Here is a 26,189-nt window from a genome sequence, read left to right on the forward strand (position 1 = left end):
GGTCCTCGTTTCGTGGTCTCGTTCGGGTGGCGGTCGGCGAGTGCGGCCGGAAGCATCCTACCCGTCGTCGGAACCGCGCCTCTGCGCCAGTTCCGCAGCCGTGCCCGCCTCGCGCACGCGCTTGCGGAGCGCCTTGTCGCTGACGACCCGCTCGCCCAGCGCACCGGGCGTCCAGGCCTCGACGTCCTCGTCGCTGAAGTCGGACTTCGATGCGCGGCGCTTGAGGTCGGGCAGCACCACGCCGGGCGCGAGCCGCCGTGCGGTGATGAGGAACCCGGTGTGCGCGACCATGCGGTGGTCGGGGCGCACCGCGAGGCCCTCGACGTGCCAGCCGCGCACCATGGTCTCGCTCGACGCGGGGTTGGTGTAACCGCCGGTCGCTCGGATCGCCTCGGCGACGCGCGACAGCTGCGTCGCGGTGGCCACGTAGCAGAGCAGCACGCCGCCGGGCTTCAGCGCGGTGGACACGGCATCCAGGGTCTCCCACGGCGCGAGCATGTCGAGCACGACACGGTCGACGGATGCCTCGCCAGCGACCTCCGGCAGGGTGTGCGCGAGGTCGCCGGCCGTGACGCTCCAGTTCTCGGGCACGTGCCCGAAGTAGGTCTGCACGTTGCCGCGGGCCACGTCGGCGAACTCCTCCCGGCGCTCGAACGACATGAGCCGCCCGTCGCTGCCGATCGCGCGGAGCAGCCAGAGTGAGAGCGCGCCCGACCCGACGCCGGCCTCGACCACGGTCGCCCCGGGGAAGATGTCGGCCTGGGCGAGGATCTGCGCGGCGTCCTTCGGGTAGACGATCGCCGCCCCGCGCGGCATCGACATCACGAAGTCGGCCAGCAGCGGGCGCAGCGCGAGGTACTCGATGCCGGCCTGGTTCACGACGACCGAGCCGTCGGGCAGCCCGATGAGGTCGTCGTGCGCGATGCCGCCCTTGTGCGAGTGGAACACCTTGCCGGGCTCGAGCGTGATGGTGTGCAGGCGCCCCTTGGGGCCGGTCAGCTGCACCCGGTCGCCGACGGTGAACGGCCCGCTGGGCTGCGGGGCGGATGCCGCGGTCATGCGTGCTCCCCGCTCGCGCCGCGGCGAACACCGCGGCCAGGTCGTCGACCGTGCGACCGTCGAGGCTCGCCCAGCGCTCGTGCGCCGGCTCGTCGTCGAGCGGCAGGATGTGCGGCACGCCGAGCGTCACCGCGCCCGCGGCCATCGCCGAGGCGAGTCCGGTCGGCGAGTCCTCGATCGCGAGGCAGTCGGCGATCGGCACGCCGAGCAGCTCGGCGCCGCGTGCATAGGGCTCGGGGTGCGGCTTCGCGTGGGCGACCTCGTCGCCCGTGACCACCGCGTCGAAGGCGTCGAACCCCATCGCGGCGACGACGTCCTCGGCCATGGAGCGGATCGACATGGTCACGAGGGCGGTGCGGATGCCCCGTGCCCGCACGGACTCGAGCAGCTCGCGTGCGCCGGGCTGCCACGGCACCCCTTCGCGCGCGAGCAGGCCGCGCACCTCCTCGGTCAGCCCGTGCACGATGCGGTCGGCGGGCAGGTCGACGCCGTACCCCTGGAGAATCTCGGCGGACGCCCAAAGGCCGCTGCCGACGAGCTGGAGCGCGTCCTCGTGCGTCCAGCTGCCGCCGAACGACTCGACGAGCTCGGTCTCGGCCCGGATCCAGTACGGTTCGCTGTCGACGAGGGTGCCGTCCATGTCCCAGAGGATGGCGGCGGGAAGCGCTTGGTTCACGGCCGTCAAGTCTACGTGCAGCGCCTATTGTGGACCTGAGGGCGGCGCGAGCCGCCCGGAGGGGAACGCACAGGCGTAGTGGCGGACGAACACGGCATCAACGGCGGCAGGATCCTCGTCGTGGCATTCGAGGGCTGGAACGACGCCGGCGAGGCTGCGTCGGGAGCGGCGCAGGCCCTGATCGACCACCTCGACCTGGTGGAGATCGGCGCAGTGGACCCCGAGCTCTACTACGACTACCAGTTCACCCGGCCGACCGTGGCGATGGGCGACGACGGCGTGCGCCGGCTCACCTGGCCGGGTGCCCGGCTGCTCGGCCCGTCGGGCCTCGGCCCGTCGGGCCTCGGCACGGGCGACGACGGCGTCACCGGACCGGGCGCCGACCAGGTGCACGTGCTCATCGGCGCCGAGCCGGCCCGCACCTGGAAGGGGTTCGCCTCGGAGATCATCGACGGGGCCCTCGCTGCGGGCGTCGAGGTCGTGATCTTCCTGGGCGCGATGCTGGCGGATGCCCCGCACACGCGTCCGCTCTCGGTGTTCGTGTCGAGCGACAACGGCGAGGTGCGCGACGAGCTGGGCATCGACCGTCCGAGCTACGAGGGGCCGGTCGGCATCCTGAGCGTGCTGTCGGATGCGGCGGAGCGCGCCGGCATCCCGACCCTGTCGCTCTGGGCGTCGGTGCCGCACTACGTGCACAACTCCCCCTCGCCGAAGGCGGTGCTCGCGCTGCTGTCGAAGCTCGAGGACATCACGGGCCTCAGCGTGCCGCGCGGCTCGCTCGAGTCGGACGCCGCCGCGTGGGAGGCGGGCGTCGACGCGCTCGCCGCCGACGACGAGGACATGGCCGCCTACATCGACCAGCTCGAGCAGGCCCGCGACACCGTCGACTCCCCCGAGGCGAGCGGCGAGGCGATCGCGCAGGAGTTCGAGAAGTACCTCAGGCGTCGCGGCGACGGGCGCAGCGACACCCGCGGCGAGGAGCCCTGGCGGCCGCGCGACTGAGCGTCGCCCTGGGGCATCCGCTCGCCTCTCGCGACGCCCGCCGTCAGGCGTCGATCGTGCCCGTCGCGAGCAGCACCATGATCGTGCCGCCGAGCAGCACGCGGTAGATCACGAACGGCAGGAAGCTGCGCTTCGAGATGTAGCTCATGAAGAACGCGATCACGAGCAGCGCGACCACGAACGCGACCAGCGTCGCTGCGGCCGTCTCGACCGGGCCGTAGACGCCGGGCTCGCCCCAGCTCTTGAACAACTGGTAGAAGCCCGAGCCGAACACCGCGGGGATCGCCAGCAGGAACGCGTAGCGGGCGGCGGCGGCGCGCTCGTAGCCCATCAGGAGGCCTGCGGTGATCGTGCCGCCCGAGCGCGACACGCCCGGGATGAGCGCGAGCGCCTGCGCGAACCCGTAGATGACGCCGTGGGGGTAGGTGAGGTCGTCGAGCTTGCGGCGCTTGGCGCCGATCCAGTCGGCCATGCCGAGCAGGATGCCGAAGACGATGAGGGTCGTCGCGACGATCCAGAGCGAACGCAGCGTGGTCTCGATCTGCTCCTGGAAGATGAGGCCGAGCACCACGATCGGGATCGAGCCGAGGATGATCAGCCAGCCCATGCGCGCGTCGGGGTCGTTGCGGGGCACGCGGCCCCAGAGCGCGAGCCACCAGCGCGAGACGATGCGCACGATGTCGCGCCAGAAGAAGACGACCACCGCCGCCTCGGTGCCGATCTGCACGATCGCGGTGAACGCCGCGCCCGGGTCGGCGGCGTTCGGGAGGAACTCGCCGAGGATGCGCAGGTGCGCGCTGGAGGAGATCGGCAGGAACTCGGTGAGTCCCTGCACGAGTCCGAGGATCAGCGCTTCGATCATGCCGGGGCTCACCTTCCGCCCCGCGCGGCGGGGCCGCGTTCAGTGCGGTGGGTCGCTCAGTACTCGAGCAGCAGGTCCTTCAGGACCCGGCTTCCGAAGACTAGCGCGTCCAGCGGCACCCGCTCGTCCACCCCGTGGAACATGGCCGGGAAGTCGAGGTCGGCGGGCAGGCGGAGCGGCGCGAAGCCGTAGCCGGCGATGCCGAGGCGGCTGAGCGCCTTGTTGTCGGTGCCGCCCGAGAGCAGGTACGGGAAGACGGGTACGCCCGGGTCGTGGCGCTCGAGGGTCGCCTTGACCGTGTCGACGAGCGGGCCGCTGAACGGCGTCTCGAGGCCGACGTCGCGCACCACGGTCTCGATCTCGATGTCGTCGCCGACGATCTCGCGCACGCGGGCGAGCACGGCGTCCTCCTCGCCGGGGAGCGTGCGGATGTCGATCAGCGCCTCGGCCCGGTCGGGGATGACGTTGTGCTTGTACCCCGCCTGCAGGAGCGTCGGGTTCGTCGTGGTGCGCAGGGTCGCGCTGAGGAAGCCGGCCGCGGACGTGCGGAGCACGAGCTCGTCGGGCGACACCTGCTGCGGATCGGCGCCGGTCACGCGGGCGATCTCGGCGAGCAGGGCGCGCGTGGTGTCGACCAGGTGCAGCGGCCACTCCTCGCGTCCGAGCGCGGCGACCGCCTCGGCGAGACGGACGATCGCGTTCTCGCGCACGAGGCGCGAGCCGTGCGCGGCCGGGCCCCGGGCGACGAGGCGGATCCAGACCAGCGCCTTCTCCCCCGTCTGGAGCAGGTAGGCGCGCTGCCCGCCGAGGTGCACCGAGTAGCCGCCGACCTCGCTGATCGCCTCGGTCGCGCCCGCGAACACCTCCGGGTGGTGGTCGGTCATCCAGTGCGAGCCGTAGATGCCGCCCGCCTCCTCGTCGGCGAAGAACGCCAGCACCAGTTCGCGCTCCGGCTGCCGCCCTGAGGCGAGGATGTCGCCGACCGCGGTCAGGATCATCGCGTCCATGTCCTTCATGTCGACCGCTCCCCTGCCCCAGAGCAGCCCGTCGCGCACCTCGCCCGCGAACGGGTCGACGGTCCAGTTGTGCGGGTCGGCGGGCACGACGTCGAGGTGCCCGTGCACGACCAGGGCGGGCTTGTCGGGGTTCGCGCCGGGGACGCGGGCGACGACGCTGGTGCGCCCGGGAGCGGCGTCGTAGAGCCTCGGCTGGAGGCCCATGCCCGCCAGGTGCGCCTCGACGTACTCGGCCGCCTCGGTCTCCCCTCCGAGCGCCCCTCGCCGTGGTTCGTGGTGTCGAACCGGATCAGGTCGCGGGCGATCCGAGCGGTCGGTTCGAGCTCGTCGATGGCTGCCTGGCCCGGGTGGGCGGATGCGTCGGACATGCCACTCACGCTACCCCGGATGCGTCGGCGCGCCCGGGGCTCGGTGGACGGGGGCGTGGTTCGGCGGAGCATCCGATTCGTGGTAGTGTCTTCTCTCGGGCCTGCGGGAGATCGCGGGTTCGCAACACACGCGCGGGTGGCGGAATTGGCAGACGCGCTAGCTTGAGGTGCTAGTGCCCGTATTAGGGCGTGGGGGTTCAAGTCCCCCCTCGCGCACGGTGTGAGAACGGCCGGATCGACAAGATCCGGCCGTTCGTCGTTTCCGGGGTTGTCGTACCCGCGTGCCACCCTCGAGCCCAGCCCTCGAGTCGTCATGAAGTGTCGCTATTCGGTGCCTCGAAGCGACACTTCATGACGACTCGCGGAATGCGGGCGGGGGTGGGACGAGTGGCATCCGCCGCTTGACTCATTCGAACATACGTTCGAACATGGGGTGTGGCACTCACCGCTCCCCTCCGGCCGTCCCGCGTCTCCGCGGGCGAGGCCCGCGAACGCGCCGACGCGCTGCGCGCGCGCATCGCCGACATGCAGTCCACGCGGCTCGAGGGGCGGGCGATCCCCACGCTGCCGGCGCTGCACGACCTGCTGCCGGGCGGGGTGCTGCGCGAGGGCGGCGCGTACGGGGTCGAGGGGTCGACGAGCCTCGTCATGGCGATGCTCGCGGGCGCGTCGGGCGCCGGGTCGTGGTGCGCCGTGGTCGGCGTACCCGGGTTCGGGGCCGAGGCCGCGCGGCTCGCGGGGCTCGACCTCGACCGGCTCGTGCTCGTGCCCGCGCCGGGGCGGCACTGGCTCGCGGTGGTCGCCGCGCTCGTCGACGTGATCCCCGTCGTGGCGGTGCGCCCGCCCGAGCAGGTGGGGGCGACGGATGCCTCGCGGCTCGGAGCCCGGCTGCGCCAACGCCGTGCGGCGCTCGTGGTCGACGGCACCTGGCCGCAGAGCGAGGTGCAGCTGCGGGTCGCCGAGAGCCGGTGGACCGGGCTCGGCGACGGGCACGGTCGGCTCGCCGCGCGCGAGGCGGTCGTCACCGCGTCGGGCCGGGGCGGGTTCGGCCGGGCGAGCACCGCGCGGCTGCTGCTGCCGGGGGTGGGCGCGGCGGCCGAGCGGGTCGACGAGGGCGGTGCGACCGGCGCAGCCGACGGGTTCGACGCGCACGCCGAAGCGGAGCAGGCGCCGCCGCTGCGGAGGGTCGCCGGATGAGCGCCGTGCCCGAGGCATCCGACCCCCGGCGCACCATCGTGGTGTGGTGCCCCGACTGGCCCGTCATCGCGGCCGCGCGCGAGGCCGGACTCTCGCTCGGGTCGCCGCTCGCGCTGGTCGAGAAGGGGCTCGTGTTCGCGTGCTCCGCCGCGGCCCGGCGCGACGGGGTCGCGCGTGGGCTGAAGCTGCGCGAGGCGCAGTACCGCTCCCCGCGCTCGAGCTGCTCGACTACGACGCCGCGCTCGACGCGCGCGCGTTCGAGCCGGTCGTGCGGCAGGTCGAGGAGACCACGCCCGGTGTGCAGCTGCTGCGCCCCGGTGCGCTCGCAGTGCGGGCGCGTGGGCCCGTGCGGTACTACGGCGGCGAGGCCGAGGCCGCCGAGGCGCTGCGGGCCGCGGTGGGCGGGTTCGGGCTGCCGGTGCGGGTGGGCGTCGCCGACGGGCCGTTCGCGGCCGAGCAGGCGGCGCGCGCGACCTCAGATTCCTCGCCGGTGCGGCGCGTCGAGCCGGGCGGGTCGGCCGCGTTCATCGCGCCGCTGCCGGTGGGCGTGCTCGTCGACCCGCGCACCGCGACGCTGCTGCACCGCCTCGGCGTGCGCCGGCTCGGCGAGTTCGCCGCGCTGCCCGCCGACGACGTGCTGCGCCGGTTCGGGCCGACGGGGGCGCTCGCGCACGATCGCGCAGCCGGCCGCGACGGCGCTCGCGTGCTCGCGCGCACGCCACCGCCCGAGTGGGACGAGCAGGTCGAGTTCGAGCCGCCGCTCGACCGCATCGACCAGCTCGCGTTCGCGTTCCGCACCCGGGCCGAGTCGTTCATCGAGCGGCTCACCGCCGCGAAGCTCGTCTGCACCGCCGTGCACGTCGAGATCGTCGACGACGAGGGCGGCGTCTCGGCGCGCGACTGGCTGCACCCGCGCTGGTTCACGCCGGGCGACGTGGTCGACCGCATCCGCTGGCAGCTGCAGGGGTCGGGCAGCGCCGACGCCGGACTGCGCTCGCCGATCGCGCGCGTGCGCGTGCACCCCGAGCGCCTCGACTCCACCGGCAACCACGAGGAGGGGCTCTGGGGCACCGGCCCCGACGAGCGCGTGCACCACGGCCTCACCCGCGTGCAGGGCATGCTCGGGCACGAGGGGGTCGTCACCGCGACCATCGGGGGCGGGCGCATGCTGGCCGACCGCGAGGTGCTCGTGCCGTGGGGCGACCGGCCGCCGGAGGGGGCATCCGACCGCCCCTGGCCCGGGTCGCTGCCGTCGCCGCTGCCCGCCACCGTGTTCCGCGAGCGGGTGCCGGCCGGGCTCGTCGACGCCGACGGGGCCGTGGTCACCGTCGACGAGCGCGGGTCGATCAGCGCGCCGCCCGCTGCCTTCACGGTCGCGGGGCTCGCGCCGGGCGGGCAGCGCCGGGTGCGCGCGTGGGCCGGTCCGTGGCCCGTCGTCGAACGGTGGTGGGACGAGGCGACCGCCCGGCGTGCGCACAGGTTCCAGGTGGTCGACGACGACGGCGCGGCCTGGCTGCTCGTGCGCGACGCCGACGAGTGGCGCGCCGAGGCGAGGTACGACTGATGGGCTGGAACAACCCGCCGATCCCGTGGTCGGAGCTCGAGCGCACCCTGTCGGACGCGAGCCGCCCCGGGCCGCCCCGGCCGATCGCGGACGGCGGCGACGGTCCGGCGTTCTCCCGCAAGCGGCATCCGTACCGCCCGCCCGCCGACGAGGCGGCGGCACCCGAGGCGACGGTGCCGTACGCCGAACTGCACGTGCACTCCGCGTTCAGCTTCCTCGACGGTGCCAGCCAGCCCGAGCGGCTCGTCGAGGAGGCGCACCGGCTCGGTCTCGCAGGCCTCGCCCTGACCGACCACGACGGGTTCTACGGCATCGTGCGCTTCGCCGAGGCCGCCGAGGCGTTCCCCGAGCTCGCGACCGCGTACGGCGCGGAGCTCTCGCTCGGCCTCACCACACCGCAGATGGGCATGGCCGACCCCGAGGGCGACCACCTGCTCGTGCTCGCGCGCGGCGAGGCCGGCTACCACCGGCTCGCGTCGGCGATCACGGCCGGGCAGCTCGCGGGCGGCGAGAAGGGCCGCCCCACCTACGACCTCGACGAGCTCGGCGAGCGGGCGGGCGGCGACTGGGCGGTGCTGAGCGGATGCCGCAAGGGCACCGTGCGCCGTGCGCTCGAGACGGGCGGGGCGGATGCCGCGGGGCGCGAGCTCGAACGCCTGGCCGAGCGCTTCGGGCGTGGCAACGTCTTCGTGGAGCTGTTCGACCACGGGCATCCGGGCGACCAGGACGCCAATGACCTGCTCGCCGGGCTCGCCGCCCGTCACGGCATGCCGGTGCTCGCGACCAACGCGGTGCACTTCGCCACGCCGCCCGAGCACCGGCTCGCCTCCGCCGTCGCCGCCGTGCGCGCGCGCCGCAGCCTCGACGAGCTCGACGGCTGGCTGCCCGCGACCGGCACCGCGCACCTGCGCTCCGGCGCGGAGATGGCCGAGCGCTTCCGGCGCTACCCCGGCGCGGTCTCGCGCACGGTCGAGCTCGCGGGGCAGCTGTCGTTCCGGCTGCGGAGCGCCAGGCCGCGCCTGCCGCGCCAGGAGGTGCCCGAGGGGCACTCGCCCATGAGCTGGCTGCGCGAGCTCGCCTGGCGGGGCGCCGCCGAACGCTACCCGGGCGACCCCGCGCACGTGCGCGCGAGGATCGCGCAGGAGCTCGACGTGATCGAGCAGAAGGACTTCCCCGGCTACTTCCTCATCGTGCACGACATCGTGCGGGAGGCGCGCTCCCGGGGCATCCTCTGCCAGGGCCGCGGATCTGCCGCGAACTCGGCCGTCTGCTACGTGCTCGGCATCACCGCGGTCGACTCGATCTTCTACGAGCTGCCGTTCGAGCGGTTCCTGTCGAGCATGCGCGACGAGGAGCCCGACATCGACGTCGACTTCGACTCCGACCGGCGCGAGGAGGTGATCCAGTACGTCTACGAGAAGTACGGCCGGCAGAACGCCGCGCAGGTCGCGAACGTGATCAGCTACCGGCCGAAGGTCGCGGTGCGCGACATGGCGAAGGCGCTCGGCTACTCCACCGGCCAGCAGGACGCGTGGTCGCGGCAGGTCGAGCGCTGGGGGTCGGTCGTGTCGACCGACGACCACGACATCCCGCAGCCGGTCGTCGAGCTCGCCGAGCAGGTGCTGGGCTTCCCGCGGCACCTCGGCATCCACTCGGGCGGTATGGTGCTCACCGACCGGCCCGTGGGCGAGGTGTGCCCCATCGAGCACGCGCGCATGGAGAAGCGCACCGTGCTGCAGTGGGACAAGGACGACTGCGCCTGGATGGGCCTCGTGAAGTTCGACCTGCTCGGCCTCGGCATGCTCGCCGCGCTGCAGTACGCGATCGACCTCGTGCGCGCCGCGACCGGCGAGGAGTGGTCGCTCGCCACCCTGCCGAAGGAGGAGCAGGCGGTCTACGACATGCTCTGCCGGGCCGACTCGATCGGGGTGTTCCAGGTCGAGTCCCGCGCGCAGATGGGCACGCTCCCCCGGCTGCAGCCCCGCCGGTTCTACGACCTCGTCGTCGAGATCGCGCTCATCCGCCCGGGGCCCGTGCAGGGTGGCGCGGTGCACCCGTACATCCGCCGCGCGACCGGGCAGGAGGAGGTCACCTACCTGCATCCGAAGCTCGAACCCGTGCTCTCGCGCACCAAGGGCGTGCCGCTGTTCCAGGAGCAGCTCATGCAGATGGCCGTCGCCGTCGGCGACTGCACCGCCGAGGACGCCGACCTGCTGCGCCGCGCGATGGGCTCCAAGCGCGGCATCGAGCGCATCGATTCGCTGCGCGAGAAGCTCTACGCCGGCATGGCGCGCAACGGCATCGACCAGGAGACGGCCGACGCGATCTACGGCAAGATCCAGGCGTTCGCGAACTTCGGCTTCGCCGAGAGCCACGCGATCAGCTTCGGCCTGCTCGTGTATGCCAGCTCGTGGTTCAAGCTGCACTACCCTGCCGCGTTCCTCGCCGCGCTGCTGCGCGCGCAGCCGATGGGGTTCTACTCGCCGCAGACGCTCACGGCCGACGCCCGCCGGCACGGCGTCGAGGTGCTGCGGCCCGACGTGCAGCGGTCGGGCGCCGAGGCGGTGCTCGAGCCGCTTGCGGGCGAGGGGCTGGGCGGGTCGGATGCCGCGAGGCGGCCCGCCACCGGGCGCGACGGATGCCTCGACGACGTGCAGCCGCCGGTCGGGCCGTTCGAGCGGTCGGCGCCCGACGAGTCCGCGGCGCACCGGCGCGACGGGGCGTTCGCGGTGCGGCTCGGGCTCGCCGAGATCCACTCGATCGGGGATGCGGTGGCGGCGCGGATCGTGGACGAGCGCGAGGCCCGCGGGCTCTACCGCGACATGGCCGACGTCGCCCGCAGGGTCGGGCTCGACACCGAGCAGCTCGAGGCGCTCGCGGCCGCCGGGGCGTTCGCGGGGTTCGACCTCGACCGGCGGCAGGCGCTCTGGCTCGCCGGCGAGGCCGCGCAGGACCGCCCCGACACGCTCGCAGGCTCGGTCGTCGTGGTGCAGCCGCCGCTGCTGCCGATGCTGACCGACGCCGAGCAGGTCGTCTACGACCTGTGGGCGACGGGCGTGTCGACCGACGACCACCCCATTCGGCACGTGCGCGAGTACCTCGACGCGCGCGGGGCGCTGCGCATCGACCGGCTCGGGGCGGCCGAGAACGGTCGGCGCATCGAGGTGGGCGGGGTCGTCACGCACCGGCAGCGGCCGGCGACCGCGAGCGGCATCACGTTCCTGAATCTCGAGGACGAGTCGGGCACGCTCAACGTCATCGCAGGGGTGGGCGTCTGGACCCGGTTCCGCCGGGTCGCCCGCGAGGCACCCGCCATGGTCGTGCGCGGCGTGCTCGAGCGCTCACCCGAGGGCGTGACCAACCTCGTCGCCGACCGCTTCGAGTCGCTCGCCGTGTCGGCCGCGAACCGCTCGCGCGACTTCCGCTGACGCGGGCTCGCCTCGGGCATCCGCCCCCAACGACCGAGACCCGTCGAAAGACTGCGCTCTGGTGGCCCAGAGCGCAGCTTTCCGACGGGTCTCGGAAGCGGGGTGCGGACTAGGAGTCGTGCGAGCCGTTCTTCGAGAGCGCGGCCTCGGAGACGCCGGCGCCGATGCCGCGGCCGACCGCCTGGCCCTGGATGATCGCGGCGATGTCGAGGCCGGTGGCCGCCTCGACGCTGTCGAACACCGAGCGCATCGCCTTCGCGCTGTCGCCGCCGACGACGCCGCTCGCGCCGTCGTCGCTGCCGCCGATGATCGAGACGCTGCCGATCGCCGAGTAGCCCTTCGCGAACTCGGCCATGATCGACGGCAGCACCTCGAGCACGCGCTGCGACAGGAATGCCTCCTGGTTCGACGCGATGGCCTGCGCCTCCGCCTCGACGGCGGCGGCACGGGCCTCGCCCTCGGCGCGGATCGCGTCGGCCTCGGCCTGCGCGCGAAGACGACGGGCGGATGCCTCGGCGTCCGCGAGCTCACGCAGCGCGCTCGCCTCACCGGCCGACTTGGCCTCGGCCGCCGCGGCCTCACCGGTCGCGCGGGCCTTGTCGGCCTCCGCCTGCTGCTCGGCGATGCGCGTGCGCGCCTCGGCCTGCTTCACCTGCTCGATCGCCGCAGCCTCGGCCGAGCGCTCGCGCGTGTACAGGTCGGCCTGCGCGCGGGTCTCCGCCTCGTAGCGCGAAGCGTCGGCGACGCGCTTGACCTCGGCGTCGAGCCGGGCCTGCGTGTTCTCGGCCTGCTGCTGCAGCACGGCCTGCTCCGCGCGGGCGCGCGCGAGGTGCTCGGCCTGCTCCGCCTCGGCGCGGGCGCGACCGACGCCGGCGTCCGCGTTGGCGGTGTTGGTGTCGAGCGCCGTCTGCTCGATCAGGTTCGCCTCCTGGTTGGCGATGATCTTCTGGTTGATCGCGCGGTCGGCGTTCGTCTGCGCGATCTCGGCGGCCTGGCGCTTCGCCTGGATCTCGGGGGCGCCGAGCGACTGGATGTAGCCGACCTCGTCGGTGATGCCCTTGATCTGGAACGAGTCGAGGATGAGCCCCTGCTCGGCGAGCTCGTGCGAGACGTCGGCGGCGATCTGGTCGGAGAACTTCTTCCGCTCGCGCATCAGCTCGACGACCGACAGCGTGGCGACGATGCCACGGAGGGCGCCCTCGAGCTGCTCCGTCGTGAACTGCTCGATCGCCTTGTCCTGCGACGCGAAGCGCTCCGCCGCGCGGCGGACGAACAGCGGGTCGGAGCCGATCTTCACGATCGCCACGCCGTCGACGTTGAGCGTGACGTTGTCGAGCGACTGCGCCTCGGCGTTCAGGGAGACCTGGCGCGAGCGGAGCGAGATGATCTCGTGGCGCTGCGTGATCGGGTTCACGAGCGACTTGCCGTTGACGATCACGGTGACCGGCGACTCCGACAGCTCGGAACGCGTCGTGCCGTCCGCGCCGATGACGCTGGCCTGCACCTTCTGCTTGCGGCCCGAGATGACGAGGGCCTCGTCGGCTCGTGCGACCTTGATCCAGCTGCGGGCGAACAGCAGCACGATCAGCCCGATGACCACCGCGGCGACGACCGCGATGCCGACGATGACCAGGATGCCGAAGACTCCGGCGATCTCCATGAACGACTCCTTCGAGGTGCGGCGCCGTGCCCGGTGCACGGACGCCGGAATCGACCCTCTCAGACTCGCGACCGGAGACCCGACCACGACGCGGTTCTGTGGATACCGTGCGGGAGTAGCGTGGGCGACGTGATGCGCCCGACCGCGGCGTCACCGACCGGGAGGTGGGGCAATGTCCTCGGTACCACCGGCACCGCTGTACACCCGAGCCTTCATCGCGCTCACCGCGACCGAACTGCTCTACTTCACCGCGGTCGGCATGGCGCTGTTCGCACTCCCGCTCTTCGTGACCGGTCCGCTCGGCGGCGACGAGGCCGGCGCGGGCATCGCCATCGGCGCGTTCGCCGCCAGCGCACTGGTGCTGCGCCCGTTCGCCGGGCGACTGAGCGATCGCATCGGACGACGGCCCCTCATGCTGGGCGGCGCGCTGCTCGCGGCATCCGCCCTGGGTCTGCTGCTCGTCGCCGACGACCTGGTCGTCGTAGTGCTGCTGCGCCTGCTCGCCGGCGTCGCAGAGGCGGCGTTCTTCGTCTCGAGCTTCGCCGCGCTCGCCGACATCGCCCCGCCCGAGCGCATGGGCGAGGCGCTCTCGATCAATTCGCTGGGGCTCTACCTCGGGCTCGCGTTCGGTCCGCCACTGGCTGAGGCGCTCATCGGCGTGGGTGACTTCGCCGCCGTGTGGATCGGGGCGACCGGGCTCACGCTCGTCGCCGCAGCGCTCGCGCTCGTCGTCGGCGAGACGAGCACCGAGCGCACTCCCCGGATGCACCGCTGCGGATCCTCCATCGTCCTGCGCTGCCGATCTCGCTCGCCTTCCTCACGGTGCTCATCGCCATGGGCGGCTACCTCGCGTTCGCGTCGATCCACGCCGTGCAGGTCGGCGTCGGCAACGCCAGCGTCGCGCTGCTGACCTTCGGCACGGTGGTCGTGGTCTGCCGCATCGCATTCGCGCGGGTGCCCGATCGACTGCCGTCGCTCCCGCTCGGGGCGGCGTCGCTCCTCGCGATCGCAGCGGGCCTCATCGTGGCGGCCCTGTGGATCGACGTGATCGGCCTCGTCGTGGGCGCGGTCATCCTCGGCGTGGGCGTGGCGTTCAGCACGCCGGCGTTCTTCTCCGCGGTGTTCGCGACGGCCTCACCGGCCGAGCGCGGCCTCGCGTCGGGAACCGCGAGCGCCGCGATCGACCTCGGGCTCGGCCTCGGGCCGATCCTGCTGGGGTTCGTGGCCGCGTCCTCGGGCATCCCCTGGGCATTCGCCGTCGGTGCGCTCGTCGCGCTCGCCGGGGCTGCCTGGACGCTCGGCCTCGCCCGTCGCGTGCGCTCCACACCCGCCGCGTGATCGACGCGGGGTGTCGGGGCGGGTCGGGTGTACGCCTCGGCTAGCCTCGTGCGGTGCCATTCGACAGCGACCCCCACGACCGGTACGGCAGCGACGTGCTCGCGGGAGACTGGCGGGCCCGCGGGCGCCGCACGATCCCCGAGGTTCCGGCCGAGCGCGACCTCGTCGTCGAGCGCGCCGACACCGGATGGTGCGGCGCCGTCGTCGGATTCGAGCACCGCAACGTCGTGCTCGAGGACCGACACGGCGCCCGCCGGCTCTTCCCGCTCGGCACCGGATTCCTCGTCGAGGGAGAACCGGTGAAGCTGACCGCACCCGCGATGCGGGCACCGGCCGGGCGAGCTCGCACCGCGTCGGGCTCGTTCGCGCCCGAGCAGCGGCGTGCTCGCACCGCGCGGGCGAGCCGCATCTTCGTCGAGGGGCGGCACGACGCCGAACTCGTCGAGAAGGTCTGGGGTGCCGACCTGCGCGCCGAGGGCGTCGTCGTCGAGTACCTGGAGGGCGTCGACGACCTCGACGCGATCGTGCGCGACACCGCGCCGTCTGCCGGGAAGCGGATCGGCGTACTCGTCGACCATCTCGTGGCGGGCTCGAAGGAGCAGGCGATCGCCGACCGCGTCGCCCGCGGACCGTACGGCGCGCACGTGCTCGTGGTGGGGCACCCGTACGTCGACGTCTGGCAAGCGGTGAAGCCCGCACGCCTCGGCGTGCGCGAGTGGCCGGTGATCCCGCGCGGCATGTCGTGGAAGCACGGCGTGTGCGCCGCCTTCGGCTGGCCGCACGACGACCAGGCCGACATCGCGCGCGCGTGGCAGCGCATCCTCGGCGCGGTGCGCGACTGGAACGACCTCGAGCCCGCTCTGCTCGGGCGCGTGGAGGAACTCATCGACTTCGTCACCGCCGGCGACGACGCCTGAACGCGGCCCGCACCGCGCCGTTGCGCGTCAGCCGATCGTCGTGCCGAAGAGCAGGCCGAGCACGTAGGTGACCGCCGCCGCGCCGAGGCCGATCGCGAGCTGCCGCAGCGCGCGCTTCAGCGGCGACGCGCCCGACAGGATGCCGACCACCGCGCCGGTCGCGAGCAGCGCGACGCTCACGAGCACGAGCGCGACCACCAGCGCCACCGCGCCATCGGCGCCGAACAGGTACGGCAGCACCGGGATCAATGCCCCGGAGGCGAAGAAGCAGAAGCTCGAGATCGCCGCCGACATGCCCGTGCCCACGGCCTCCGCGTCGTCGTGTGCGGTCGGGATGGCGGTCGACGTCGCATCGCCCTGTGCGCGCACGCCCGCGATCACGCGGCCGGCGTGCTCGGTCGCCTCCGCCGCATCCATGCCCCGCGCCCGGTAGACGAGCGCGAGCTCGTTCGCGTCGACGTCGAGGTCGGGCAGCGCGGCCCTCGCCGCGGGGTCGGGGGCGGATGCCTCGAGCAGCTCGCGCTGCGAACGCACCGAGACGTACTCCCCCGCGCCCATCGAGAGCGCGCCCGCGAGGAGGCCGGCGATGCCGGTGAAGAGCACGACGCTGCGATCGACCCCGGTCGCCGCCATGCCGAGCACCAGCGCGAGGTTCGACACGAGGCCGTCGTTCGCACCGAAGACGGCCGCGCGGAACGTGCCCGAGAGCCGTCGGCGGCCGCGGGCAGCGAGGCCGCGCACGACCTCCCCGTGGATCTTCTCGTCGGCGGCCATCGCGCGCGTGGCATCCGGGTCGTCGGCGTAGGGCGAACGGGCCTCGGCCTGCTGCGCGAGGGCGAGCACGAAGATCGACCCGAACCGGCGAGCCAGCGCGGCGAGCAGGCGGGTGCGCAGGTCGGCCCGAGGCATCCGCCCGTCGTCATCGCCGAGCAGCCGCACCCAGTGCGCCTCGTGCCGGCGCTCGGCGTCGGCGAGGGCGAGCAGGATCTCGCGCTCCTCGCCCGTGCGGCGCTGCGCGAGCTCGCGGTAGACGGCGCCCTCGGCCCGCTCGTCGGCGAGGTAGCGGCGCCACCTGGCGCGTGCGGCGGCGTCGGATCGTGCATCCTGCGGCATCGAGCCTCCCTCAGTCGGCCCGTGCGGCCCCGACCACGCTAGCCGCGGGTCGCGGCCGATCCGGTGCCGGAGGGCCGGATTGGCAGCATTTCGGAGCGCCGAACCGCGCCGCGGGCGGCTCAGCGCACGCGGGGCAGCTCAGCGCACGAGCTCCTGCCACCCGTCGCCGTCGGCGTACTCGAAGATGAGGTTCGTCTCGGTGTGCGCGACAGCCGGGTGCCCGGTGAGGTAACTCAGCACGAACTCGCGCAGCTCGCTCGCGTCGCGCGCGGCGACGTGCAGCAGGTAGTCCTCCGCACCCGCCATGTGGAACAGTCCGAGCACCCCCGGGAAGTGCGTCGCCGCAGCGCGGAACTCGTCGATCTCGCTGCGCGCGTGCTTCACGAGGCGCACCGCGATGAGCGCCTGGAGCGACGCGCCGAGCGCCTCGAGGTCGATGTCGACGTGGTAGCCGCGGATGTAGCCGCCCGCCTGGAGCTTGCGAATGCGCAGCGAGACGGTCGACTCCGCGACGCCCACCTCGGCGGCGAGGGCGGAGCCGGACGCGCGGGCGTTGCGCGAGAGCGCACGCAGCAGCTCGCGGTCGATGCGGTCGAGTTCGGGCGGGTTGGTCGCCATGGGAGCTCCGTCGGGTCGGGCGGATCAGGGTCGTGGGGCGTCGGGCGGGTCTGCAGCGGGCGTCGGGGGAAGCGACGTCGGTCCGGTGGCGGGCCCCTCCGCGGCATCCGCCACCAGCGCCTCGACCCGCACCGGTTCCGGGCGGTTCGTGATGCCGAGCGCCGAGATGACGCCGCCGATCGCGAGCATGATCGCGGTGGCGATCGCCGCGCGGTGGTAGCCGACGACGTCGAGTGCACTGCCGACGATCACGCCCGAGAGCGCGACCGCCACGAGTCCCGCGATGCGTGCGATCGCGTTGTTCACGGCCGAGCCGATGCCCGCGTGCGACGGGTCGACCGCGCCCAGGATCGCCGACGTCAGCGGCGCGACCGTGATCGCCATGCCGAGCCCGAGCAGCAGCACGCCCGGGAAGAACTGGGTCCAGTAGAACGCGTCGGCGTCGACCGCGAGCGTGAGCAGGAAGCCGACGGCGGCGACGAGGGGCCCGACCGCCATGAACAGGCGGGGGCCGAACCGTCCGGAGAGCCCGCCGAACCACGACCCGAGCAGCACGAGCATGATGGTCGGCGGCAGCGTCGCGAGGCCGGCCTGGAACGCCGTGTACCCGCCGATCTCCTGCACGAAGATCGTGATGGCGAACGGCCCGAGCGCGAACCCCGCATAGACGAACCACGTCGACAGGTTGCCGACCGCGAAGTTGCACGCGCGGAACAGCGCGAGCGGCAGCATGGGGGCCGTGACCCGCCCCTCCCACCAGATGAAGAGCACGAGCGCGACGACGCCGGCGACGAAGGGCACGAGGATCACTGGCGAGCCCCAGCCGAACCGGCCCTGCTCGATGAGCGCGAACACCGTGCCGCCCAGCCCGACCACGCCGAGCACGGCGCCGAGCCAGTCGACGCGGGGCCGGTCGAGCAGCGGCTCGTCGCGCCCCAGCGGACGCATGAGCACGAGCACGGCCACGATCGGCAGGATGTTGATCGCGAAGATGAGCCGCCACGACACCGCATCCACGAGCAGCCCGCCGAGGAGCGGCCCGACGAGGAACGCCGACGTGGTCCACGCCGTCCAGCGGCCGATGGCGCGCCCCTGCTCGGCGCCGGAGAACGTCGAGACGATGAGCGCGAGCGAACTCGGCACGAGCAGGGCGCCGGCCGCCCCCTGCAGTGCGCGCGCGACGACGAGGATCTCCCCCGTGGGTGCGACGGCGCAGAGCAGCGACGTGACCCCGAACCCGTACAGCCCGATGCGGATGATGCGCAGCCGCCCGAACGAGTCCGAGAGCGACCCGGCGATGAGGATGAGCGACCCGAGGGTGAGCAGGTACGCGTCGACCACCCACTGCTGCAGCACGAGGCCCCCGCCCATCTCCTCGGAGATGGCGGGCAGGGCCACGTTCGTGATCGCGCCGTCGAGGAACGCGCAGAACGACACGATGACCGCGACGACGAGCACCCGGGTGGATCGGCTCACGTGCTCACCCTAGCCGCGGCGGGCGTCAGTGCGACGAGAGTCGTGATCGCAGCAGGTCGATGCGCGACTGGAGCTGCGTGACGCTGGCCTTCGCGACCTCCGGCCCGCCGCATCGGCGCCGCAGCTCGGCGTGGATGAGCCTGTGCGGCTCGCCCGACAGCTTCGACCACATGCCGACGAGGCTGTTGAGCAGCGTGCGCTGCTCCTTCAGCGTGCGGTAGAGCGCGACCGGCTGCTCGGGCTCGGTGGCGGGGGCGGATGCCTCGCCCGAGCGTCGCCGGTGCCGGGCCCGCCGTTCCTGCCTGGCCTGGCGGTGTCGCAGCAGGTCGGAGACCTGTTCCGGTTCGAGCAGCCCGGGGATGCCGATGAAGTCGAGCTCCTCGTCGCTGCCCGGCTCGGCGAGCGTGCCGAACTCGGTGCCGTCGTACAGCGCGCGGTCGAAGGTGGCGCTCGAGCCGAGCGCCTCGTACGTCCACTCCGACGCGAGCTCGTCGGAGGCCTTGTCCTCGCGGTTCGCGGCGTCGAGCAGCCCGTCGTCGAGCCCCGGATCGTCGTCATCGCCCGTGCGGCGGTCGAGCGCGTGGTCGCGCTGCTTCTCGAGCTCGCTCGCGAGTCCCATGAGCCCGGGCACGTTCGGGAGGAACACCGAGGCGGTCTCGCCGCGACGCCGGGCGCGCACGAAGCGGCCGATCGCCTGCGCGAAGAAGAGCGGCGTCGACGCGGACGTCGCGTAGACGCCCACCGCGAGGCGCGGCACGTCGACGCCCTCCGACACCATGCGCACGGCGACCATCCAACGCTGCGTGCCGGCCGAGAACTGCTCGATCCGCGCGCTCGCCTCGCTCTCGTCGGAGAGCACGACCGTGACCGGCTCCCCCGCGATCTGCTCGAGGATGGCCGCGTAGGCCCGCGCGGTCGACTGGTCGGTGGCGATCACCAGCCCACCGGCATCCGGAATCGCGTGCCGCACCTCGGTCAGTCGACGGTTCGCGGCCTGGAGCACCGCGGGGATCCAGTCGCCGGACGGCTCGAGCGCGGTGCGCCACGCGGCGGACGTGATGTCCTTCGTGTTGTCCTCGCCGAGGCGCGCCTCCATCTCGTCGCCCGCGCTCGTGCGCCAGCGCATGTGGCCGGCGTAGACCATGAAGATGACGGGGCGCACGACGCCGTCGGCGAGGGCCCGGCCGTAGCCGTAGTCGTAGTCGGTGCGCGAGACGCGCACGCCCTGCGCGTCGGGCGCGTAATCGACGAACGGGATGGGCGCGGTGTCGGAGCGGAACGGCGTGCCCGTCAGCGACAGCCGCTTCGTCGCGCGCTCGAACGCCTCGCGGATCGCGTCGCCCCAGCTGAGCGTGTCGCCGCCGTGGTGCACCTCGTCGAGGATCACGAGCGTGCGCCCCGAGAGCGTGAGCTCGCGGTGCAGGGCCGGCCGCATCGCGACCTGCGCGTAGGTGACGGCCACCCCGTGGAAGTGCCGGGCCTGGCTGCCGTGCGCGTTGCGGAACCCGGGGTCGAGTCGGATGCCCGCGCGGGCGGCCGCGTCCGCCCACTGGCGCTTGAGGTGGTCGGTGGGCGCCACGACCGTGATGCGGTCGATCTCGTGCCGCGCGCGCAGCTCGGCTGCCAGGCGCAGCGCGAACGTCGTCTTGCCGGCGCCGGGCGTCGCTGCGGCGAGGAAGTCGCGCGGCATGGCCTCGAGGTAGCGGTCGAGCGCTTCGGCCTGCCAGGCGCGCAGCTTGCTCGCGGTGCCCCAGGCGGCGCGCTCGGGGAACGAGGGTGAGAGGTGCTCGGCGGCCGACGTGCCGGGCAGGTGTCCGGGTGGGGTCGCTGTGCTCACTCGACGAGAATCTACCGGCATCCGGTGACACGCTCCGAATCCGCTGCGCGCATGCGAGCGCGCTGCGCCCGGGGGCTCGTGTGGACGGCAGAATGGGACGCATGGTCACCCAGCAGCATCCGTGGTCGCGGTACGTGGCGATCGGCGATTCCTTCACCGAGGGCATCGGCGATCCGGAGCCGGGCGTGCCCGGTGGGCACCGCGGCTGGGCCGACCGCGTGGCGGAGGTGCTCGCGCGCGGCAGCGACGACTTCGCCTACGCGAACCTCGCCATCCGGGGCCGGCTGATCCAGCAGATCATCGACGAGCAGGTCGAGCCGGCCCTCGCGCTCCGCCCCGACCTGATCACCATCTCGGCGGGCGGCAACGACGTGATCCGCCCCGGCACCGACCCCGACGAGATCTCGAGCCGCTTCGAGTACGCCATCCAGCGGCTCAGCCGCGATCGCGCGACGATCGTGCTGTTCACGGGCGTCGATGTGGGCTTCTCGCCGGTCTTCCGGGGCATCCGCGGCAAGGTCGCGATCTACAACGAGAACCTGCGCTCGATCGCGGCCGCCCACGACTGCATCGTGGCCGACCAGTGGGCGCTGCACGAGATCCAGGACCAGCGCATGTGGGCGCCCGACCGCCTGCACCTGAACGAGCTCGGCCACCACACGGTCGCGCGCATGGTGCTCGAGGCGCTGAACGTCGAGAACGACCTGGAGCCCATGCAGCCCGAGCCGCTCGAACTGCGGCGCTGGCGGCAGGCGCGCGTCGAGGACCTCCAGTGGGCGCGCGAGTACCTCGTGCCGTGGGTGGTCCGCCGCATCCGCCACCAGTCGTCGGGCGACCTGGTCAGGGCGAAGCGTCCCGAGGCCGGTCCCTACTCCGCCGACCCCGCCGGTTCGAGGACGCGCGCCGACGACTGAGGGTCGAGCCCACCGGGGTTCGACAGGCGCCACCAGGTGCCCGGGTCCTCGAGGTCGCCGTCGAGCGTGAGGGGCACCTCGACGACCTCGTCGCCGGCGACCACGGTGATGCTGCCCGCGTCCGCGCCGTCGGCGGCGAGGGCGAGCGGCCGCGCGTCGACCTCGACGGTGATCGGGGTGTCGCTCCAGACCAGCACGGATGCCTCGCCGTCGGCGCGCGCCACGGCCCGGTCGCCCCACGCCGTGGCGTAGGACGCGAACTCGTCGCCCGCGTCGATCACGTCGACCTCGTGGAAGCCCGCGGCGGTCGTGTCGAGCAGCCCGGCGATCTCCTCGTTCAGCTCGGGGTGCGTGTCGGCGCCGAGCGCGACGCCCACGAGCGTGACCGTGCGCGAGCCGACCTCGTAATCGCCCGAGAACAGCAGGCAGGCGCCGGCCTCGACGGTCGTGCCGGTCTTGATGCCGTCGACGCCGTGCGTGCCGAGCAGTTCGTTCGTGTTCTCGATGAGGCCGACGGCGGGCAGTTCGGACTGCTCCTGCGCCACGATCTGCGCGAGCGCCGGACTCTGCAGGGCCAGGCGGCCCAGCTCGACGAGGTCGCGCGGGGTGCTGCGGGAGTCGGGCGAGAGCCCGCTCGTGTCGACCACCACCGTGTCGTGCAGGCCGTTCGCGTCGAGCCAGTCGCGTGCCGCGTCGAGGTACGCCTGCTCGGAGCCGTACGCCCAGATGGCGAGCGACTTGGCGTAGTTGTTCGCCGACGGCAGCATGACCGCCTCGAGGCTCTGCCGCTGGCTGAGCGTCGACCCCTCGTAGACCGGGGCGTTCGACCCGTTCTCGGCGATGGTCTGCCAGTAGATCTGCACGTCGGCCGCGGTGTACGAGATGGCGGGCCCCTGTTCGTCGGCGCCGAGCGGCCTGGCGTCGAGCACGACGAGCGCGGTGACCACCTTCGTGATGCTCGCGATCGGCACGGACTCGTCGGCGTCGGATGCCGCGAGCAGTTCGTCGTCGTCGAGCTCGCCGATCGCGTAGGCGGCGACCTCGGGGGCGTCGAGCTCGACCGCGGGCGCGGCGGCGACCTCGGGCACCGACACGGTCGCGGCGACCTCCGGCACCTCGGCGTTCAGCGCGTCGGCGGTGTAGACGCCCCCGGCGGTGACCGCGGCGACGAACAGGGCGAGCACGCCGAACACGACGATGCGCCTGCGACGGTAGACGCGTCGGGACGGACGTGGGGACTGCGGCACCGCGTCAGCCTAGCCGGGTCGCCCCGGCGTCCGGCGCAGCGGTGGAGAGCGCGTAGAGCGCCACCGCGCCCGCGGCGGCGACGTTGAGGAGTCCACGCCGTGCGCCATGGGGATCGTCACGACCCGGTCGGCCGCGTGCACCGCGTGCCGGCTGAGCCCGTCGCCCTCGGCGCCGAGCAGGATCGCGACCCGCTCGGGGCGGTCGCCCGCGTACTCGCGCAGCCCGGTCGCGTCGTCGGCGAGGGCGAGGGCGGCGATGTCGAATCCGGCGGCGTGCAGCACCTCGCGCGTCGCATCCCACTCCCCGACCCGGGTCCAGGGCACCTGGAACACGGTGCCCATGCTCACGCGCACGCTGCGCCGGTACAGCGGGTCGGCGCACCGCGGGGTCACGAGCACGGCGTCGGCGCCGAGGCCCGCCACGCTGCGGAACACCGCGCCGACGTTGGTGTGGTCGACGATGTCCTCGAGCACGACGACGGTGCGGGCATCCGCCAGCAGTTCGGCGGGGTCGGCGAGGGCCGGGCGGTGCATGGCCGCCAGGGCGCCGCGGTGCACGCGGTAGCCGGTGACCTGCTCGACCAGTGCGGGCGTGGCGACGAGCACGTCGACGTCGAGCGGTGCGAGCACGGGTTCGAGGTCGGGCAGCCACTTCGGCTCGAGCAGCACCGAACGGGGCCGGTGGCCCGCGGCGATCGCACGGCGGATGACCTTGGCCGACTCGGCGATGTAGAGCCCTTCGGCCGGTTCGCGCACCGACCGCAGCGCCACGTCGGTGAGGTCGGTGTAGTCGGCGAGCAGCGGATGCCCCGGGTCGGCGACCTCCTGCACGCGCATGCCGCACCCCTTTCGTCGACTCCAGCCTGCCAGTCGCGGAAACATTCCCGAAAACTCGTTCTGTCTAGACTGCGAGCATGGAGTGCGAGCGAGCATGAGTGCCGCGGTGGGGACGCACGGCGTGCGCGACGCGGGGCTCGACGAGGCCCTCGCGCTGCTGCGCGATGCCCGCATCGGCGTGCTCACCGGGGCGGGCGTGAGCACCGACTCGGGCATCCCCGACTACCGGGGCGAGGGCGCGCCGGTGCGCAACCCGATGACCTTCAGCGCGTTCCAGTCGTCGGAGCTCGCGCGCAAGCGCTACTGGGCCGGCAGCCACCTCGGCTGGCGCAGCTTCGGCACCGCGACCCCGAACGCCGGGCACGGGGCGCTCGTCGACCTCGAGCTCGCCGGGCACGTGACCGGCGTCATCACCCAGAACGTCGACGGGCTGCACCACCGTGCGGGAAGTCGCCACGTGGTCGACCTGCACGGCAGCATGGACCGCGTCGTCTGCCTCGACTGCGGCCAGCAGTACTCGCGCTTCGCCATCGCCGACCGCCTCGACGAGCTGAACCCGGCCTTCGCCAGACCCGGTGCGGTGCGCCTGGCGCCCGACGGGGACGTCGAGGTCGAGGACGTCGAGGCGATCGTCATCCCCGAGTGCGAGGTCTGCGGCGGCACCCTCAAGCCCGACGTGGTGTTCTTCGGCGAGTTCGTGCCGACCGACGTGTTCCAAGCCGCCGCATCGATCGTGCGCAGCTCGGACGTGCTGCTCGTGGCGGGCTCCTCGCTCGTCGTGAACTCGGGCATGCGCCTGCTCGAGCAGGCGCGTCGCGCGCGCATGCCGATCATCGTGATCAACCGCGGCATCACGAAGGGCGACAGCCGCGCGACCGTGAAGCTCGACGCGGGCACGACCGAGACGCTGACCGGCATCGCCCGGCACCTGCTCGGCGACTGAGCGCGGCCGCCCTCAGCGGCCCGCGACGCGCCTGCCCGAGGAGCGCCGCCCGGCCGAGCGGCCGCCGCCGAGCCCGATCGCAGCGAGCGACCCCGTGGTCGGCGCCGAGCGCGCGCGCCGGCGACGGCCTCCGCCGACGACCTCCCCCATGAGGTCGAGCAGTCGTGCGGCCGACCGGTCCCACCCGTACGCCTCGGCACGCGCGAGGGCGGCGGCGGACCGGCGCTCCCACTCCCCCGGCGCGTCGAGCGCGAGCACCTGCGCCGCGAGCCCGTCGGGGTCGTCGGGTGCGAAGAAGCGGGCGGCGTCGCCGCCGATCTCGCGGAAGATCGGGATGTCGCTGACCACGACGGGAGTTCCGAGCCGCATCGCCTCGACCAGCGGGATGCCGAAGCCCTCGGCGTTGGAGGCGTGCACGAGCGCCGTCGCTCCGGCGAGGAGCTCGCCGTACTCGGCGTCGCCCACGCCGTCGTGGAAGACCAGTCGCGCCTGGGGCGCGAGCGCGGTGAGGCGGCGGCGCTCGGCGTCCGTGACGCGGCTGAGCAGGTGCAGCTCGTGGTCGGGCAGCCGCGCGGCGGCGCGCACGAGCGTGTCCACGCCCTTGTACGGCATGAACGACCCCATGTAGACGAGCCGTCCCCGGGTGGGCGCGCGCCTGGGCTGCTCGACCTGGACGAGCGCATCGGCGGCGTTCGGCACGACCGCGACGGGCCGCTCGGTCAGGTCGTGCTCGGCGATCAGCGAGGCGGTCGTGTCGGACACGGTCACGACGGCATCGGCGCGATTCAGGAGCATCCGCTGCGGCCACCAGGCGAGGTGGTACAGGCGCCAGAGGACGCGCACGAACGCCGGCAGGTCGCGCGGCGGGGTGGGGTGCTCGTAGTAGATGAGGTCGTGCAGCGTGAGCAGCAGGCGGTAGCGGCGCCCCCAGGAGCCCATGGTCTGCATGGGCGAGAACACGACGTCGGGCTGCATGCGGTTGATCGTGCGGGCGATGAAGGGCTCGAGCACGCTCGTCGGCGAGCCGACGACGACCCACGGCAGGTCGGGCAGCAGGTCGAGCTGCCGGCGGTCGCTGATCAGCATGGTCACCGGGTGCAGCTTCGCGAGCTCGGTGACGATGCCCGCCGTGTACCGGCTGATGCCGTCGTGCCGGCCGATGCGGGTGTACCGGCAGTCGACGACGACCCTCACGCGGCGTCCCCGCGGGCCGTGCGCGCGTCGAGCCCGGCGAGGAAGGCGCGGATGTAGCCGGCCGCCGCGCCGGGGGTCTCGTAGTGGATGAGGTGGCCGACGCCGTCGATCACGCGCAGGCGCGAGTCGGCCAGCTGCGCGGCGAGCCGGTGCTGCGCCTCGACCGGGGTGATGTCGTCGCGCTCGGCGGCGACGAGCAGCACGGGCACCTCGATGCCGTCGGCGAAGTCGGAGACGTCGTGCTCGACGCTCGCGCGGAACGCCTCGAGCAGCATGTCGCGGTCGTGGAACACCGAGAAGTAGCGGTCGTGCTGGCCGTGGATGAACCGGCGCAGCCCGCGGTCGCGCGTCTTCGCCATGCTGACGCTCATCACGCGCACGATCGCGCGGTTGCGCAGCAGCGCGTAGCCCATGCCGCGGGGCAGCAGCGCGGCGAGCCGGTAGTAGGCGATCGCGCCCTTGGTCAGCATGGCGCGGGGCCCCTCGAGGGCGGGAGCGGCGATGGGGTTCACGAGCACGACGGCGGATGCCTCGAGGCCCCCGCGACCGCGGCGGAAACCACGATCGAGCCGAACGAGTGCCCGAGCACCACCGGCGGCTCGGCCAGGTCGAGGTGGGCGACGAACGCGCGCAACCACTGGGAGTAGCCGTCGATGTCGTGCCGCACCGGCAGCGGACCCGACGCGCCGAACCCCGGCAGGTCGGGGGCGAGGATGCGCACGCCGTCGAGCTGCGCCACGACCGGCTCGAGTCCGTGGTGGTCGCCGCGGAAGCCGTGCACGAGCACCAGCGTGCGGTCGGCGTGCGGGTCGCCGTAGTCCCACCAGCGCATCCGGGACCCGCCGATGGTGGCGGTGCGGCGCCGGACCGGGATACGCCGGAGCCCGGCGGCGTACGGCGAGTCGACGATCATCGCACCCAGT

General features: G+C 73.4%; 18 protein-coding genes, 1 tRNA gene and 4 pseudogenes. 10 read left to right on the top strand and 13 right to left on the bottom strand.

What is annotated here, in order from left to right; translation table 11 throughout:
* Positions 1 to 57 precede the first annotated feature (57 nt).
* Both QUE38_RS16430 and QUE38_RS16435 read right to left on the bottom strand, forming a co-directional pair.
* Positions 58 to 1,059: a tRNA (adenine-N1)-methyltransferase gene (locus QUE38_RS16430; protein ID WP_286309398.1), complete on the bottom strand. Its 1,002-nt coding sequence runs from the start codon at positions 1,057 to 1,059 to the stop codon at positions 58 to 60.
* A gap of 10 nt (positions 1,060 to 1,069) precedes the next feature.
* Positions 1,070 to 1,699, bottom strand: a pseudogene (locus QUE38_RS16435) (HAD family hydrolase); the annotation flags it as partial.
* Between the two features lie 114 nt (positions 1,700 to 1,813).
* Between QUE38_RS16435 and QUE38_RS16440 the strand changes: the two are divergent.
* On the top strand, positions 1,814 to 2,737 hold the full coding sequence (locus QUE38_RS16440; RefSeq protein WP_286309399.1) for a PAC2 family protein: 924 nt from the start codon (positions 1,814 to 1,816) through the stop codon (positions 2,735 to 2,737).
* Positions 2,738 to 2,780: 43 nt separating this feature from the next.
* Here the strand turns inward: QUE38_RS16440 and QUE38_RS16445 are convergent, their stop codons facing one another.
* Both QUE38_RS16445 and QUE38_RS16450 read right to left on the bottom strand, forming a co-directional pair.
* On the bottom strand, positions 2,781 to 3,599 hold the full coding sequence (locus QUE38_RS16445; protein ID WP_286309400.1) for an undecaprenyl-diphosphate phosphatase: 819 nt from the start codon (positions 3,597 to 3,599) through the stop codon (positions 2,781 to 2,783).
* Positions 3,600 to 3,655: 56 nt separating this feature from the next.
* Positions 3,656 to 4,983, bottom strand: a pseudogene (locus QUE38_RS16450) (M20/M25/M40 family metallo-hydrolase).
* A 130-nt stretch (positions 4,984 to 5,113) separates the two neighbouring features.
* On the opposite strand from QUE38_RS16450, the gene QUE38_RS16455 reads away from it, so the two are divergent.
* The 4 genes from QUE38_RS16455 (at position 5,114) to QUE38_RS16470 (ending at position 11,172) form a co-directional block, all read left to right on the top strand.
* Positions 5,114 to 5,199, top strand: a tRNA-Leu gene (locus QUE38_RS16455).
* Positions 5,200 to 5,418: 219 nt separating this feature from the next.
* Positions 5,419 to 6,180: a hypothetical protein gene (locus QUE38_RS16460; RefSeq protein WP_286309401.1), complete on the top strand. Its 762-nt coding sequence runs from the start codon at positions 5,419 to 5,421 to the stop codon at positions 6,178 to 6,180.
* Between the two features lie 139 nt (positions 6,181 to 6,319).
* Positions 6,320 to 7,744, top strand: coding sequence for a DNA polymerase Y family protein (locus tag QUE38_RS16465; RefSeq protein ID WP_350227496.1), 1,425 nt, complete (start codon positions 6,320 to 6,322; stop codon positions 7,742 to 7,744).
* Complete coding sequence (locus QUE38_RS16470; protein ID WP_286309402.1) at positions 7,744 to 11,172, top strand: error-prone DNA polymerase; 3,429 nt, start codon at positions 7,744 to 7,746, stop codon at positions 11,170 to 11,172. Before QUE38_RS16465 ends, QUE38_RS16470 begins: the two co-directional genes overlap by 1 nt.
* 109 nt (positions 11,173 to 11,281) lie before the next feature.
* Here the strand turns inward: QUE38_RS16470 and QUE38_RS16475 are convergent, their stop codons facing one another.
* Complete coding sequence (locus QUE38_RS16475) at positions 11,282 to 12,832, bottom strand: SPFH domain-containing protein (protein ID WP_286309403.1); 1,551 nt, start codon at positions 12,830 to 12,832, stop codon at positions 11,282 to 11,284.
* Between the two features lie 172 nt (positions 12,833 to 13,004).
* On the opposite strand from QUE38_RS16475, the gene QUE38_RS16480 reads away from it, so the two are divergent.
* From QUE38_RS16480 to QUE38_RS16490, 3 genes are read left to right on the top strand one after another with little or no spacing between them, the layout of a single operon-like run.
* Positions 13,005 to 13,742 carry an MFS transporter gene (locus tag QUE38_RS16480; RefSeq protein ID WP_286309404.1) on the top strand — a complete coding sequence of 246 codons (738 nt, stop codon included), beginning with the start codon at positions 13,005 to 13,007 and terminating at the stop codon, positions 13,740 to 13,742.
* Entirely contained in the window at positions 13,655 to 14,170 is a 516-nt protein-coding gene (locus QUE38_RS16485; protein ID WP_286309406.1) for an MFS transporter, read from the top strand. Before QUE38_RS16480 ends, QUE38_RS16485 begins: the two co-directional genes overlap by 88 nt.
* A gap of 53 nt (positions 14,171 to 14,223) precedes the next feature.
* Complete coding sequence (locus QUE38_RS16490) at positions 14,224 to 15,087, top strand: DUF3097 domain-containing protein (RefSeq protein ID WP_286309407.1); 864 nt, start codon at positions 14,224 to 14,226, stop codon at positions 15,085 to 15,087.
* A 27-nt stretch (positions 15,088 to 15,114) separates the two neighbouring features.
* On the opposite strand, the gene QUE38_RS16495 is transcribed toward QUE38_RS16490, so the two are convergent.
* The 4 genes from QUE38_RS16495 to QUE38_RS16510 form a co-directional block, all read right to left on the bottom strand.
* Positions 15,115 to 16,200, bottom strand: coding sequence for a VIT1/CCC1 transporter family protein (locus QUE38_RS16495; protein ID WP_286309408.1), 1,086 nt, complete (start codon positions 16,198 to 16,200; stop codon positions 15,115 to 15,117).
* A 138-nt stretch (positions 16,201 to 16,338) separates the two neighbouring features.
* Positions 16,339 to 16,818, bottom strand: coding sequence for an Lrp/AsnC family transcriptional regulator (locus QUE38_RS16500; RefSeq protein ID WP_286309409.1), 480 nt, complete (start codon positions 16,816 to 16,818; stop codon positions 16,339 to 16,341).
* A 24-nt stretch (positions 16,819 to 16,842) separates the two neighbouring features.
* On the bottom strand, positions 16,843 to 18,294 hold the full coding sequence (locus QUE38_RS16505) for an MFS transporter (protein WP_286309410.1): 1,452 nt from the start codon (positions 18,292 to 18,294) through the stop codon (positions 16,843 to 16,845).
* A gap of 25 nt (positions 18,295 to 18,319) precedes the next feature.
* On the bottom strand, positions 18,320 to 20,152 hold the full coding sequence (locus QUE38_RS16510; protein WP_433996925.1) for a DEAD/DEAH box helicase: 1,833 nt from the start codon (positions 20,150 to 20,152) through the stop codon (positions 18,320 to 18,322).
* A gap of 80 nt (positions 20,153 to 20,232) precedes the next feature.
* Between QUE38_RS16510 and QUE38_RS16515 the strand changes: the two genes are divergently transcribed.
* Entirely contained in the window at positions 20,233 to 21,045 is an 813-nt protein-coding gene (locus tag QUE38_RS16515; protein WP_286309412.1) for an SGNH/GDSL hydrolase family protein, read from the top strand.
* On the opposite strand, the gene QUE38_RS16520 is transcribed toward QUE38_RS16515, so the two are convergent.
* Both QUE38_RS16520 and QUE38_RS16525 read right to left on the bottom strand, forming a co-directional pair.
* Positions 21,000 to 22,292 (bottom strand): D-alanyl-D-alanine carboxypeptidase family protein, encoded by a 1,293-nt coding sequence (locus QUE38_RS16520; protein WP_286309413.1) that lies wholly within the window; start codon positions 22,290 to 22,292, stop codon positions 21,000 to 21,002. The genes QUE38_RS16515 and QUE38_RS16520 overlap by 46 nt on opposite strands.
* Before the next feature lie 4 nt (positions 22,293 to 22,296).
* Positions 22,297 to 23,129, bottom strand: a pseudogene (locus QUE38_RS16525) (TrmH family RNA methyltransferase).
* Between the two features lie 94 nt (positions 23,130 to 23,223).
* On the opposite strand from QUE38_RS16525, the gene QUE38_RS16530 reads away from it, so the two are divergent.
* Positions 23,224 to 24,072, top strand: coding sequence for a Sir2 family NAD-dependent protein deacetylase (locus QUE38_RS16530; protein ID WP_286309414.1), 849 nt, complete (start codon positions 23,224 to 23,226; stop codon positions 24,070 to 24,072).
* Positions 24,073 to 24,084: 12 nt separating this feature from the next.
* Here QUE38_RS16530 and QUE38_RS16535 read toward each other — a convergent pair whose 3' ends face one another.
* Positions 24,085 to 25,266, bottom strand: coding sequence for a glycosyltransferase family 4 protein (locus QUE38_RS16535; RefSeq protein WP_286309415.1), 1,182 nt, complete (start codon positions 25,264 to 25,266; stop codon positions 24,085 to 24,087).
* Positions 25,263 to 26,179: pseudogene (locus QUE38_RS16540) on the bottom strand (alpha/beta fold hydrolase). The gene QUE38_RS16535 and the pseudogene QUE38_RS16540 overlap by 4 nt, the downstream one beginning before the upstream one ends.
* Positions 26,180 to 26,189 lie beyond the last annotated feature (10 nt).

The sequence above is a fragment of the Agromyces mangrovi genome, assembly GCF_030296695.1.
Classification (GTDB): Bacteria; Actinomycetota; Actinomycetes; order Actinomycetales; family Microbacteriaceae; genus Agromyces; species Agromyces mangrovi.

Bases quoted from the DNA above. Each gene is read 5' to 3' on its own strand.
- QUE38_RS16430 (WP_286309398.1), bottom strand. From the start codon at position 1,059: ATGACCGCGGCATCCGCCCCGCAGCCCAGCGGGCCGTTCACCGTCGGC.
- QUE38_RS16445 (WP_286309400.1), bottom strand. From the start codon at position 3,599: ATGATCGAAGCGCTGATCCTCGGACTCGTGCAGGGACTCACCGAGTTC.
- QUE38_RS16470 (WP_286309402.1), top strand. From the start codon at position 7,744: ATGGGCTGGAACAACCCGCCGATCCCGTGGTCGGAGCTCGAGCGCACC.
- QUE38_RS16475 (WP_286309403.1), bottom strand. From the start codon at position 12,832: ATGGAGATCGCCGGAGTCTTCGGCATCCTGGTCATCGTCGGCATCGCG.
- QUE38_RS16480 (WP_286309404.1), top strand. From the start codon at position 13,005: ATGTCCTCGGTACCACCGGCACCGCTGTACACCCGAGCCTTCATCGCG.
- QUE38_RS16495 (WP_286309408.1), bottom strand. From the start codon at position 16,200: ATGCCGCAGGATGCACGATCCGACGCCGCCGCACGCGCCAGGTGGCGC.
- QUE38_RS16500 (WP_286309409.1), bottom strand. From the start codon at position 16,818: ATGGCGACCAACCCGCCCGAACTCGACCGCATCGACCGCGAGCTGCTG.
- QUE38_RS16510 (WP_433996925.1), bottom strand. From the start codon at position 20,152: ATGCCGGTAGATTCTCGTCGAGTGAGCACAGCGACCCCACCCGGACAC.
- QUE38_RS16515 (WP_286309412.1), top strand. From the start codon at position 20,233: ATGGTCACCCAGCAGCATCCGTGGTCGCGGTACGTGGCGATCGGCGAT.
- QUE38_RS16530 (WP_286309414.1), top strand. From the start codon at position 23,224: ATGAGTGCCGCGGTGGGGACGCACGGCGTGCGCGACGCGGGGCTCGAC.